This is a genomic window from Sphingomonas sp. AOB5 (genome assembly GCF_029433115.1).
GTDB lineage: Bacteria > Pseudomonadota > Alphaproteobacteria > Sphingomonadales > Sphingomonadaceae > Sphingomonas.
This window is the reverse complement of record NZ_JARNTV010000039.1, coordinates 22,262-34,615: the sequence shown is the minus strand read 5'-3', so window position 1 is coordinate 34,615 and position 12,354 is coordinate 22,262. Positions and strand designations below refer to the sequence as shown.

Genomic DNA, 12,354 nt, shown 5'->3' with positions numbered 1-12,354 from the left:
CCGGCCCGCTCCCCCACCCGGCCACCCATAGAATATACTTCCGTTGGGTGGCCGGGTGGGGGAGCGGGCCGGTGCCGCAACCCGGCGTCAGCCGGGCGCTACTAACGCGCTCCCGCACTCTCCGCCAGTTCCACCCGGTTCCGCCCGCCGGCCTTGACGGCATAGAGCGCGCGGTCGGCGGCCTGGTACGCGGCGGTGACGCTGCCTTCCAGCGCGACGAGGCCCGCGCTGACCGTCACGAAGATCGGGCCGTCCATGCCCATTGCCAGCGGATGTGCGGCGATCGCAGCGCGGATCCGGCTGCAGGCGATCTGGGCCTGCGTCACGGTCATGCCGTTGAACACCACCGCGAACTCCTCGCCGCCGACCCGGCCGACCGCATCGTCGGTGCGCAGGCTGTCATGGAGCAGGTCGGCAAAGGCGAGCAGCACCGCGTCGCCGGTCGGGTGGCCGTGTTTGTCGTTGACCTGCTTGAAATGATCGAGGTCGAACAGCGCGAGTGCGGCGGGCGCGAAGCCGGTGGCGGCCTGTTCGATACGGCGGCGGATCGCGCCGCGATTGAGCAGGCCGGTCAGCGGATCGGTGGTCGCCTGGCGGTACAGCTCGGCTTCGCGCGCTTTGCGCTCGCCCACGGCACGGACGACGCTGACCGCGCTGGTCACGGTGCCGTCTTCCTCGGCCACGGCGCGCATGTTCGATTCGAACCAGCTGATCTCGCCATTGGCCTTGAGCACGCGATACTCGACCGAGAAGCTCTCGTCGGGCCGGGCGATCGCGGCGAAATGCGCGGCGCGGACGCGATCGCGATCCTCGTCGATCACCAGCGACAGCGCGTTGCGGCCGATCAGGCTGCGCGGATCGAAGAAACCCAGGTCGCGCGTCGCCGCGCTGGCGAAGCGGATCGTGCCGTCGGGATCGAGCGTCAACATCGCATCGGTCGCCTTGTCCGCCAGCAGGCGATAGCGCGCCTCGCTTTCGCGTAGCGCACGGAACAGCGCGGAGCGTTCCGAAAGGATCGCGGCGACCGGCAGCGCCAGCAGGAACTGGACCGCGAGGAACAGCTGGAAGAATTGCAGCCGCCCGGCTTCGCCCAGCTGGACCAGCATGATCGGGCCATGGCCGTGCAGCGTCATATAGCCGCCGATGGTGGCGACGATAGCGACGCTTCCGGCCGCCCCGGCGCGGTGCAGCCGCATCGTCGCGACCAGCACCGGCAGGCTGATCAGGAACAGCAACGGCAGGCTGTTCTGGCTGAAGGTGAAAAAGGTCACCGCGCCGACCAGCAGCATCAGCCCGGCGGCCTCGGCGATGTGCACGCGGCTGGTGAACTTCTCGATCATCCGGCTGGGCTGCATCACGACCAGCGCGATGGGGGTCGCGATCAGGCTGCCCATGCCATGACCGATCATCCAGTCGAGCCAGATGCCGGCATAATCGTGATGCACGCGCATCGCGACGATCCCGGCGGCATAGAGGCCGCTGACGGCAGGCGCGATCAGTCCTGCCGCGACCACGAACAGCGCGACCGAGCGTGCGCCGCCCAAGGGGGGATCGAACACTTTCCAGCGCCGCAACAGCCATGCCGCGATCACCGCCTCGGCCATGTTGCCCGCCGTGATCAGCAGCGCGACGCTGGCGAAGGGCGAGAACAGCCAGGAGGCAAGGATATTGCCGATCGCCGCGGCCAGGATCGGCGCGCGCCAATGCGCAGTGCGCAAGGTCGAAAGGGTTACCAGCAGCGGCGCAGTCGCGATCCACAGCAACGCCACGCCGCCGCTCAGCCGGGTCAGCGAAATCGCCAGCGCGGCGAGGATGCCGTAGGCGACTGCCAGCGCGAGCAGCGCGGCAGGTTGGTTGATACGCGGTAACGACATGGCCTCAGCCTGACGCCCGTCAGACTAAGGCCATGTTATCCGCCGCTTCCGTTGATTCCCTTAGAAGGCTCGGTTCATCCCGTTTTCGCGGGCGTGTTGACGCCCATCGACTGGAGATACTTCTTAACGTTGCGCGCCGCCTGACGCAGGCGCTGCTCGTTCTCGACCATCGCGATGCGGACGAACCCTTCGCCGTTTTCGCCATAGCCGACGCCCGGTGCGACCGCGACCTTGGCATGGGTCAGCAGCTGCTTGGTGAACTCCAGGCTGCCCAGATGTGCGAGTGCGGGCGGCAGCGGCGCCCAGGCGAACATCGATGCGCGCGGGGCGGGGATTTCCCACCCGGCACGGCCGAAGCTCTCGACCATCACGTCGCGGCGCTTGTGATAGAGCTGGCGATTGGCCTCGACGATGTCCTGCGGCCCGTTCAGCGCGGCGCAGGCGGCGGCTTGGATCGGCGTGAATGCGCCGTAATCGAGATAGGATTTCACCCGCGTCATCGCCGCGATCAGCTGCTTGTTGCCCACCGCGAAACCGATCCGCCATCCGGCCATCGAATAGGTCTTGGAAAGCGAGGTGAACTCGACCGCGACGTCCTTCGCGCCCTTCACCTGCAGGATCGAGGGGGTCGGATTGCCGTCATAATAGAGTTCGGAATAAGCGAGGTCGGAGATGATCCAGACCTTGTTCTCCTTCGCCCACGCCACCAGCCGCTCGTAGAAAGCGAGATCGACGGCCTCGGCGGTCGGGTTCGACGGGTAATTGACGACGAGGATGCTCGGCCGCGGCACGGTGAAGGCGATCGCGCGGTCGAGGCTCTCGAAATAGGCTTCGTCGGGCGTGGTCGGCACCGCGCGGATCGTCGCGCCGGCCAGGATGAAGCCGAAGGTGTGGATCGGATAGCTCGGGTTCGGCGCCAGCACGACGTCGCCCGGCGCGGTGATCGCGGTGGCGAGGCTGGCCAGCCCCTCCTTCGATCCCATCGTCACCACCACTTCGGTCTCGGGATCGAGATCCACGCCGAAGCGGCGGCCATAATAATTGGCCTGGGCGCGGCGCAGACCGGGAATGCCCTTCGATGCCGAATAGCCATGCGCATCGGGCTTCTGCGCCACTTCGCACAGCTTTTCGATCACATGCGGCGGCGGGGGCAGATCGGGATTGCCCATGCCCAGATCGATGATGTCCTCTCCCGCCGCTCGCGCCGCTGCCCGCATCGCGTTCACTTCGGCGATGACATAGGGGGGCAGACGCTTGATGCGGTAGAAGTCTTCGGACATTTCCTCGGTTCTTTCGGGTTGAAGGGCGACACGTCCTTGTGCCGTGACGCTCCCCTAAATCATTCGCGCCCCAACGGGAATGACGAGTTGCCCAAGAGCAGCTAAAGCGGTGCCAAGAGAGGATATCCGATGCCCGAGACCCGCGAACCGCCGAAGCTGGAAGACCTTCAGCACTGGACCTGGGTGCTGGGCCGCGCGCAGCAGATGATGCTGGAAAACGGTCTCGACGCGGCGTCCTCGCCCTTGCCGCAGATGCCGGCCATGCCCGGCATGTTCGATCCGGCAAAGGCGATGCAGGCGACCGCCGATTTCTGGTCGGATTCGATGGCGCTGTGGCAGCGCTTCCTCGATCCCGAACATTCGGTGCCGTTCGAGGAAACCCCCGATCAGGCGCGCGACAAGCGCTTCAAGGCGAAGCAGTGGCGCGAGGAGCCGGTGTTCGATTTCCTGCGCCAGAGCTATTTCATGATCGCCGATCACATGTTGCGCGGGGTCGATGCGATCGAGGGTGTCGACGGGCGGCAAAAGGAACAGATCCGCTTCGCGACCAAGGGTCTGATCGACGCGATCAGCCCCAGCAACTTCCCCGGGACCAATCCCGAAGTGATCGAGAAGGTGATCGAGACCAAGGGGGAGAGCCTGCTCAAGGGCCTCTCCCACATGATGGCCGATCTGACCAAGGGTCAGATGACCCAGGCCGATCCCGACGCGTTCGAGGTCGGGCGCAATCTGGCGACCACCCCCGGCAAGGTGATCCACCGCACCGACCTGTACGAGCTGATCCAGTATTCGCCGACCACCGACGAGGTGCATGCGACGCCGCTGATCATCTTCCCGCCCTGGATCAACCGCTTCTACATCCTCGATTTGACCCCCGAGAAGAGCTTCATCCGCTGGGCGGTCGAGCAGGGGCTGACGGTGTTCGTGGTCTCGTGGAAATCGGCCGATGCGAGCATGAAGGATGTGCGCTGGGAAGATTATATCGAGCGCGGCCAGATCGACGCGATCGACACGGTGCGCGATCTGCTGAAGGTCGATGCGGTCCACACCATTGGCTATTGCGTGGCGGGCACCACGCTGGCCGCGACCCTGGCGGTGCTGGCCGCGCGCGGCGAGGCGGCCAAGGTAAAGAGCGCGACCTTCTTCACCGCGCAGGTCGATTTCAGCCAGGCGGGCGAACTGTCGAACTTCATCACCGAGGATCAGCTCGAGATGATCCGCAGCCTCGGCGGCGAGGGCTTCCTTGACGGACGCTATATGGCGGCGACCTTCAACCTGCTGCGCGGGCGCGACCTGATCTGGAACTATGTCACCAACAATTACCTGCTGGGACAGGATTACGCGCCGTTCGATCTGCTCCACTGGAATTCGGACGTCACCAATCTGCCGGCTGGCTGGCACATGAGCTACCTGACCGACCTGTACCGCGACAACAAGCTGGCCCAGCCCGGCGCGATCGACATCGGCGGGACGCCGGTCGATCTGTCGGCGGTGACCACGCCGGTCTATATCCAGGCGGGCCGCGAGGATCATATCGCTCCGGCCGAGAGCGTCTGGAAGATCACCCATCACTTCAAGGGGCCGCTCAAATTCGTGCTGGCCGGATCGGGCCATATCGCCGGGGTGGTGAACCCGCCCTCGGCCGGAAAATATCAATATTGGACCAATGACGGGAACGCGGCGACGCTTGCCGAGTTCGTCGCAGGAGCCAGGGAAACCAAGGGAAGCTGGTGGCCCGACTGGATCGACTGGATCGAAAAGGTCGATGATACCAAGGTTGCCGCGAAGGGTGCCCGCAAGCCCGGCAAGGGCAAGCTGAAGGCGCTGGCCGACGCGCCGGGCGACTATGTGAAGGCGCGGTAAGCGCCTGATTTCAAGTCGAATTATGGCTATGCTGCACTGCACAATAATGCTCTTGCATTGTGCGGCGCACAATCATATATGCGGCATTGCAGCAACAACTCTTTCGAGGTGAAGCCAGATGGCCAGCAAGGGTTCCAGCAAGAGCACGGGCAAGCCCGCAGCTCCCAAGGTCCCGGCGCGTCCCAAGGTCGCGCCGAAGCCGAAGGTTGCTGCCGTCGCGGCTGAAAAGAAGCCCGCGCCGGTCATCGAGGCAGCGCCTGTCGCGCCGCCAGCGGTGATCGAGCCGGTCGCAGCCGTCGAAGCGGCACCGCAGGAAGTGTCAGTACCGGTCGAAGCACCCGTCGAAACGGCAGAAGCCGTCGTCGAAACTGTCGAGACCGCAGTGGAAGCAGTGAGCGAAACCGTCACCGAGGCCGTCGAGACCGTCGTTCCGGCCGCAGTCAAGGATACCAAGATCATGGAAACCATCGAGAGCAACGTCGCCAAGGCGCAGGCCTTCTTCGCCGACTTCAACGATCGCGCAAAGGCCGCCGTCGAAAAGTCGACCAAGCTGGCCGAGGAAGCCAACGAGTTCGCCAAGGGCAATGTCGAAGCTCTGGTCGAATCGGGCAAGATCACCGCGAAGGGCTTTGAGTCGTTCGGTCAGGAAGCTGCCGATTACAGCCGCAAGTCGTTCGAAGCCGCGACCGCCGCGCTGAAGAGCATGTCGGCCGTCAAGTCGCCGACCGAGCTGTTCAAGCTGCAGAGCGATTTCTTCCGCACCTCGTTCGACTCCTATGTCGCCGAAGCGTCGAAGACCACCGAAGCGCTGATCAAGCTGGCCGGCGACGCTGCCCAGCCGCTTTCGAGCCGCGTCGCGCTGGCCGCCGAAAAGGCGAAGCTGGCCGCGTAAGCGACTTCAGTACCGCGTAAGCAAAGGGCGTCCGCGAAAGCGGGCGCCCTTTTGTTTTGTGCGGGTGCAATCGATCACCCGGTCCGGGTCAGATACTTCCCCATCCGCACCAGCGGCACGGTGATGCCGTCGATCGGAGCGGAGGTGACATGCTCGATCGGCACATAGCCCCGCGCCCGATAGAGCGGGATGCCGGCAAGGGTCGCCATCATTTCGGCACGACGGAAGCCGCGAGCGCTGGCTGCGCCTTCGCACAGGTCCATGATCAGGCCGCCGACGCCCTGCCGGGTGAAGGCCGGATCGGTGTACATCGCCCGGATCCGCGCGGCATCGGTCGCGGGATCGAGCGGGGCGGGTTCGCGCTCGATCACGCTGTCGTCGCCGCCGAACAGCGTGGCGCGCCAGCTCCAGCCGCCGCATCCGGCGATCCGGCCATCTTTTTCGACAATGAAATAGGTCTGGTCGCGGACCAGCTGGGTATCGAGGCCCATCACCTTGTGGCTGGCGCGCACCTGATCGGGCGTCAGGAAATCATGCTGCAATTGCTCGATCGCGCGCTGCATCAGGCTGCGGAGCGCGGGAAGATCGTCGGTCTGGGCCAGTCGGTTGGTAAAGGCGGGCATGGACTCGGCAGAGGATCGGAGCGGTGCGCCGCGCGATATGGCGGGAAGGCCGGGTGTTCAAGAAGGCGGAAACTCCCGGGACGCCGAAGCGCCCCGGGAGAGACAAGGCAACAACTCAGTATTTGATGCGCAGCTTGGCGTAGTAGAAGCCGCCATTGACGCCGAACGGACCGCCGCTGCGGGCATAGACCTGACCGTCCGCGGTGCCGCCGGTGATCGGATAGAGGAACACGGTCGAGGTCGCCTTCAGGCGATCGGGCTTCTCGTCGGTGAGGTTCTGGGCGCCGATCGACAGGGTGTAATGCCCGCCAAAGGTGTAGCTTGCCTCGAGATCGGTGGTGAACTTCGCCCCGAACGTCTGGTTCGCCACGCCGTTGGTCTGGCCGTAATCCTGCGCGCTGGTCCACGAGCCGTAATAATTCTCGCGGACGTTGAAGCTCAGATTCCCCAGCGACCAGTTGGCGCTGAACACCGCACGATGGTTCGGCGCCAGATGCTCGGCGTCGATCCGCTGTGCCGCGCTGATCACGGCCGGGTTGAACTTGGTGACCGTGGTCTTGTTGTAGTTATACGCCAGCGAGAAGGTGAGATCGGCTTCGCTGAGGGTGGTGCGCCAGGTCCCGACCACGTCGACACCGCGGGTGCGTGTGTCGAAGCCGTTGGTGAAATACTGCACCTGGCCGCCCAGTCCGACCGCGATCAGCGAAGGCTGTGCGATCAGGTCTGCCGCCGACACCACGCGCGGCGAAGTCAGGCCGATACGGTCGCTCAGATCGATCTGATAGCCGTCGACGGTGAAGGTCAGTGCCGTCGCCGGCTGGAAGATGAAGCCGATACCATAGTTGACCGACTTCTCCGGCGTCAGCGTGGTCGCGCCATAATATTGCGCAATGGCGGTGTTGACCGGATAGGTGCCTGCCTGGAACGCCACGCCGTTGTTGAACGACGTCGTGACGATCGACACGTTCGACTGGCCCGGCGACGGCGCGTGGAAGCCGGTGCCGATGCTGCCTCGGACCGAGAACACCTCCGAAATGCGGTACAGCGCGTTGACCTTGCCGACCCAGGCGCTGCCGAACGTGTTGTAATGTTCGTAGCGGCCGGCGGCACCGACCGTCAGCGAATCGGTGATGTCGGTTTCGAGGCCGAGATAGACGCCATAGCTTTCCTGGCTGAAGCTGCCGGCGGTCTGCGGGCTGGTGCCGGCATAGCCGCTGGCGCCCACGCCCTGCGCGTTGGAGGTTCCCGCAAAGGTGTAAACACCCGGCGAGACCAGCGTGTAGAGCCGCTGCGCCACCGCATAGGGACCCGCGCCATAGGACTGCGGATCGCCCGCGGTCTGTTCATAGGTTTCCTTGCGGAACTCGGCGCCGCCCGAGATCGTGACCGGGCTGGCGAAGCCGACTTCCAGCGGATAGCTCAGGTCCAGATTGAAGTTGAGTTCTTCCTGGATCAGGTCGCCAAAGTCGAAGCTGGTCTGGGTCGCCGGGCCGTAGGAAGCGTTCAGCGAGTTGTACATCGACAGCGACAGCTTGTTGCGTGCCCATGTTCCCGACAGGTCGAAGTTCAGGTCGCCGAATTCGCCCTTGTAGCCCAGCACGCCGTACATCTGCTCGGTCTCGCCGACGAAGCGCGGCGTGAAGCCGGCCGGATACAGGCTGCTGAAGCGGAAGGTGCTGCCGCCGGTGACGAACCCGCCGGCCGGGCAGGTGGCGTTGCCGGTGGGGCAGGGCGTCAGGTAGAAGGTATTGTTGAACAGCGCATTGGCACCCTGGGTGCGCACGACGCCGTTGGAATCGACGGCGGTGCTGGTAACCGACGGGCGATAGTTGAAGCTCTGGTTGCCGTGCAGCTTCGCATAGTTGGCGAAGAGATAGATTTTGGTGTCGGGCGTGACGTTGAGCGCGGCATTGACCACACCCTTATAGCCGTCCGCAGGCGAGGAGCCCCAGATCTGCGCGGGCAGCGGGTAGTTCGGCAGCTGCGACGCGAGCGCCGGGAAGTTGACGGCGAAGTTATAGGCGGACGGGCGGGTCACGCCGCGGCTGGTCTGCTCGTCCTTGTAATATTCGCCGGTGACATTGATGAAGCCCCAGTCGCCGGCAAGGCCACCATTGGCAGCGATCTGATAGCTGCGGCCATCGCCTGCATAATATTCGCCGGCGCGTGCGACGATTTCCAGGCCGGCGCCTTCCTTCAGGCCGAAGTTGAGCACGCCCGCAATGGCGTCCGATCCATATTGTGCGGTCGCGCCTTCACGAAGCACCTGCAGGCTGCCGATCGCAAGCGACGGGATCGCCGAAATATCGGGTCCCTGCGCGCCGCGGCCAAGGCCGGTGTCGCTGCCGCCATAGACCTGCACCAGCGACGAGCGGTTGTAGCGCTTGCCGTTGACCATCACGAGCACCTGGTCGCCCGAAAGGCCGCGGAGCGAGGGCGAGCGCACGAAGGTCGATGCGTCGGAGATGGTGTTCTGGCCGACGAAGAAGGACGGTACGACGTTCTTCACCGAATCCATCATGTTGGCGGCTGGCTGCGACGTCAGTTCTTCCGAACTGATGACGTCGACCGGCGAAGCCGATGTGGTCGAGGTGCGATCGGTACGGCGCGTACCGATCACGACGATCGCGGTTTCTTCTTCAGGCGCGGCAGTGGTTTGTGCGTAGGCGATATCGCTCAGCAGCAGCGATGCGGCGATCGCCGTCGATGCGAACAGGGCCTGTCGGCCCATTCGAATTTGCTGTTTCCCCGGCATTGGTGATGTCCCCTGAAAGTGGTTGTTGAACCACCTTTCGAGACATCCCTTCCCACCTAGGAAGCTACGCTAAGGCCTGAGGCTGTCAATTACCGGACACATTTCCGCAACTTGATCGCAATCAAGCTGTTCGGGGGAAAATGGCGGAAATCCGTGGCAAGGCTGCGTCGCGGCCGATGGCGGGATTCGGTATTTATGTTTCTGTGACATTTCGGATACGCAACATCCTTGCCGGTTCCGGCCGGGGCTATCGATCGGGCGGCCCGATTCGGTGCGTGTCCGAAGCGCCGAATCAGGGTTTACGCTGCGCTGCGGGGTTGCCTCACAGGGGTGGGCATCATATTTTCACTTCCGTGACACCAACCCTTCAGATCCGCATGAGCGAAGACGGCGACGACAATGATCGGCGCACCGACGATCCGTCGGTCGGCATCGCCACGCGCACGCGGACGCGCACCAAGAAGCCGACGCCCTATCGGGTGCTGATGCTCAACGACGATTACACACCGATGGAGTTCGTCGTGCTGGTGCTCCAGCGCTTCTTCCGCATGACGATGGAGGAAGCGACCCAGGTGATGCTCCACGTCCATCAGCGCGGCGTGGGCGTGTGCGGCGTGTTCAGTTATGAAGTGGCCGAGACCAAGGTGACTCAGGTCACCGATTTCGCCCGCGAGAACCAGCACCCGCTGCAGTGCACGCTCGAAAAGGCGTAGTTTGAGAACGCGCGAATGCGCGTTCCAGGCGGCACCGGCCCGCTCCCCCACCCGGCCACCCAACGACAGTATATTTTATGGGTGGCCGGGTGGGGGAGCGGGCCGGTGCCGCAATGCGCCAAAGGCGCACTCCCTAAAAATGCCTCAGGCCGGGTTCGGCAACCAGCCCAGATCGAGTCGCTCGAACCGATTGACGTAGTTCGCCGCGCGCAGCAGCCCGCGTTCGTCGAGCAGAGTGACCTTGCCCGCTTCGCGCGCAATCATGCCTTCTTCCTCGAGCTGGCGGAGCATGCGGTTGACGTGAACCGCAGTCAGGCCCGTCGCATCGCCCACTTCCTCCTGGGTCAGCCCCAGCAGGAAGGCGTTGGACACGCTCTTGTCGGTCGCGCGCAGCCGGTTGCGCAGTTCCAGCAGGAGTGCTGCGACGCGCGCCTTGGCGCTGGTGCGGCCAAGGGCTGCCAGCCGGTCGGTCAGCGAAACGCGCTCGACCTGGCTATAGACCAGCACCAGCGCAGAGAGGCGCGGGTGCGAGACCATCGTCTCGGCGAGTGCGCTGCGGTCGAACGGGCTGATCACGCAGTCCGACAGGGCGCACAGCGTCTCGGGCGCTTCGCGGTAGATCATCGAGGACATGCCGAGCATGTCGCCGGGGAACAGGAAGCGCAGAATCTGGCGGCTGCCGTCGTCGAGCAGCACATAGCTCATCATCAACCCCTTGCGGAGGATGAACAGCTCAGAGCATTTCTCGTTCTCACGCTGAACGATCGCCCCGCGCCGTACATGGCGCTGACGTTCTTCCAGCCGCTCAAGCGCCCCCTGTTCGGCGGGCGTCAGATCGACCAGTTCATTCAGCACATCGGCAAAACAACTACCGGACACGCAATCGCTTCCCCCCACCGCGCAATGCAAAGCAGTGCTGTGGAATCAATGCATTAAAGTCGATCAATGCTACCCATTACGACCGAGCTTGCGCGTGCCGCCCGAAGGACTAGAAGCCCGCCATGGACCGTATTCTGATCCGCGGCGGAAACAGGCTCTCCGGACGCATCGCAATCTCTGGGGCCAAGAATTCAGCGCTGACGCTGATGCCTTGCGCGCTGCTGACCGACGAGCCTCTTACCTTGAGGAACCTACCACGCCTCGCCGACGTGGACAGCTTCGGTCATCTACTTAACCAGTTCGGCGTCTCGACGATGATCGAGGGCGCCCGGCCGACCGATTTCGGGCGGGTGATGACGATGCGCGCGGCGCGGCTGACCTCGACGGTCGCCCCCTATGACATCGTGCGAAAGATGCGCGCGTCGATCCTGGTGCTGGGCCCACTGGTCGGCCGCATGGGCGAAGCGACCGTGTCGCTGCCCGGCGGCTGCGCGATCGGCAACCGCCCGATCGACCTGCACCTGAAGGCGCTGGAAGCGATCGGTGCGGAGATCGAGCTGGCCGCGGGCTATGTGAAGGCCAGCGCACCGGGCGGTCGCCTGCCGGGCGGGCGCTTCCGCTTCCCGGTGGTGTCGGTCGGCGCGACAGAGAATGTGCTGATGGCCGCCGTCACCGCCAAGGGCGGCACGGTGCTGGAAAATGCCGCGCGCGAGCCGGAGATCGTCGACCTGTGCAATTTGCTGGTGGCGATGGGTGCCTCGATCGGCGGGATCGGCACCGAAACGCTGGAGATCGAGGGTCGCGACCGGCTGCATGGCGCAACCTATCGCGTGATGCCGGACCGGATCGAGGCGGGGAGCTATGCCTGTGCCGCGGCGATCACCGGCGGCGAGGTCGATCTGGTCGGTGCCGATGCGCACGACATGCGCGCGACGCTCGATGCGCTGATCGAAGCGGGCGTGACGGTCGAGGAAAAGAGCGACGCGATCCGTATCGCCGCGAACGGACAATTGAAGCCCCTGACGCTCAACACCGCGCCCTTCCCGGGCTTCGCCACCGACATGCAGGCGCAGTTCATGGCGATGCTGTGCAAGGCCGAGGGCGCCAGCGTGCTGACCGAGACGATCTTCGAGAATCGCTACATGCATGTGCCGGAGCTGGCGCGCATGGGTGCGAACATCGAAGTCCATGGCCGCACTGCCGTGGTTCGCGGATCGGTGCCGCTGGTCGGCGCGCCGGTGATGGCGACCGATCTGCGCGCATCGATGAGCTTGATCATCGCGGGCCTTGCCGCCGAGGGCGAGACCGAGGTCAACCGCGTCTATCACCTCGATCGCGGCTATGAGCGGCTCGAGGAGAAGCTCCAGGCGGTCGGCGCCGATATCGAGCGCGTCGGCGACGGCTGAGCGGCATATGGGGAGACTTCCGCAGCGGTGCGGAAGGAGTTCCTTTACCTGCATCAACTAGATGCAGAC

The 12,354-nt window shown here is 64.5% G+C and carries 9 protein-coding genes; 4 read left to right on the top strand and 5 right to left on the bottom strand.

The window, feature by feature from the left end:
- Positions 1-101 precede the first annotated feature (101 nt).
- Both P1X14_RS15210 and P1X14_RS15205 read right to left on the bottom strand, forming a co-directional pair.
- On the bottom strand, positions 102-1,874 hold the full coding sequence (locus tag P1X14_RS15210; RefSeq protein WP_277316237.1) for a sensor domain-containing diguanylate cyclase: 1,773 nt from the start codon (positions 1,872-1,874) through the stop codon (positions 102-104).
- A 74-nt stretch (positions 1,875-1,948) separates the two neighbouring features.
- Positions 1,949-3,154, bottom strand: a complete 1,206-nt coding sequence (locus P1X14_RS15205) for an LL-diaminopimelate aminotransferase (protein WP_277316236.1) — start codon at positions 3,152-3,154, stop codon at positions 1,949-1,951.
- Positions 3,155-3,283: 129 nt separating this feature from the next.
- On the opposite strand from P1X14_RS15205, the gene phaC reads away from it, so the two are divergent.
- Both phaC and phaP read left to right on the top strand, forming a co-directional pair.
- Entirely contained in the window at positions 3,284-5,017 is a 1,734-nt protein-coding gene (gene phaC / locus P1X14_RS15200) for a class I poly(R)-hydroxyalkanoic acid synthase (protein ID WP_277316235.1), read from the top strand.
- Between the two features lie 118 nt (positions 5,018-5,135).
- Complete coding sequence (gene phaP / locus P1X14_RS15195) at positions 5,136-5,909, top strand: TIGR01841 family phasin (protein ID WP_277316234.1); 774 nt, start codon at positions 5,136-5,138, stop codon at positions 5,907-5,909.
- A gap of 74 nt (positions 5,910-5,983) precedes the next feature.
- On the opposite strand, the gene P1X14_RS15190 is transcribed toward phaP, so the two are convergent.
- Both P1X14_RS15190 and P1X14_RS15185 read right to left on the bottom strand, forming a co-directional pair.
- The gene (locus tag P1X14_RS15190) at positions 5,984-6,532 is read right to left on the bottom strand and encodes a GNAT family N-acetyltransferase (protein ID WP_277316233.1); all 549 of its coding nucleotides are present in this window, start codon (positions 6,530-6,532) and stop codon (positions 5,984-5,986) included.
- A gap of 115 nt (positions 6,533-6,647) precedes the next feature.
- Positions 6,648-9,263 carry a TonB-dependent receptor gene (locus P1X14_RS15185; RefSeq protein ID WP_277316232.1) on the bottom strand — a complete coding sequence of 872 codons (2,616 nt, stop codon included), beginning with the start codon at positions 9,261-9,263 and terminating at the stop codon, positions 6,648-6,650.
- A gap of 401 nt (positions 9,264-9,664) precedes the next feature.
- Between P1X14_RS15185 and clpS the strand changes: the two genes are divergently transcribed.
- Positions 9,665-10,000, top strand: a complete 336-nt coding sequence (clpS, locus tag P1X14_RS15180; RefSeq protein ID WP_277316231.1) for an ATP-dependent Clp protease adapter ClpS — start codon at positions 9,665-9,667, stop codon at positions 9,998-10,000.
- A 144-nt stretch (positions 10,001-10,144) separates the two neighbouring features.
- Here the strand turns inward: clpS and P1X14_RS15175 are convergent, their stop codons facing one another.
- Positions 10,145-10,879 carry a Crp/Fnr family transcriptional regulator gene (locus tag P1X14_RS15175; RefSeq protein ID WP_277316230.1) on the bottom strand — a complete coding sequence of 245 codons (735 nt, stop codon included), beginning with the start codon at positions 10,877-10,879 and terminating at the stop codon, positions 10,145-10,147.
- A gap of 122 nt (positions 10,880-11,001) precedes the next feature.
- Between P1X14_RS15175 and murA the strand changes: the two genes are divergently transcribed.
- Positions 11,002-12,285, top strand: coding sequence for a UDP-N-acetylglucosamine 1-carboxyvinyltransferase (murA, locus tag P1X14_RS15170; RefSeq protein ID WP_277316229.1), 1,284 nt, complete (start codon positions 11,002-11,004; stop codon positions 12,283-12,285).
- Positions 12,286-12,354 lie beyond the last annotated feature (69 nt).

What these genes read in the sequence shown, in the direction of transcription:
- P1X14_RS15210 (WP_277316237.1), bottom strand. Translation starts at nt 1,874, where the DNA reads ATGTCGTTACCGCGTATCAACCAACCTGCCGCGCTGCTCGCGCTGGCA.
- P1X14_RS15205 (WP_277316236.1), bottom strand. Translation starts at nt 3,154, where the DNA reads ATGTCCGAAGACTTCTACCGCATCAAGCGTCTGCCCCCCTATGTCATC.
- phaC (WP_277316235.1), top strand. Translation starts at nt 3,284, where the DNA reads ATGCCCGAGACCCGCGAACCGCCGAAGCTGGAAGACCTTCAGCACTGG.
- phaP (WP_277316234.1), top strand. Translation starts at nt 5,136, where the DNA reads ATGGCCAGCAAGGGTTCCAGCAAGAGCACGGGCAAGCCCGCAGCTCCC.
- P1X14_RS15190 (WP_277316233.1), bottom strand. Translation starts at nt 6,532, where the DNA reads ATGCCCGCCTTTACCAACCGACTGGCCCAGACCGACGATCTTCCCGCG.
- P1X14_RS15185 (WP_277316232.1), bottom strand. Translation starts at nt 9,263, where the DNA reads ATGGGCCGACAGGCCCTGTTCGCATCGACGGCGATCGCCGCATCGCTG.
- clpS (WP_277316231.1), top strand. Translation starts at nt 9,665, where the DNA reads ATGAGCGAAGACGGCGACGACAATGATCGGCGCACCGACGATCCGTCG.
- murA (WP_277316229.1), top strand. Translation starts at nt 11,002, where the DNA reads ATGGACCGTATTCTGATCCGCGGCGGAAACAGGCTCTCCGGACGCATC.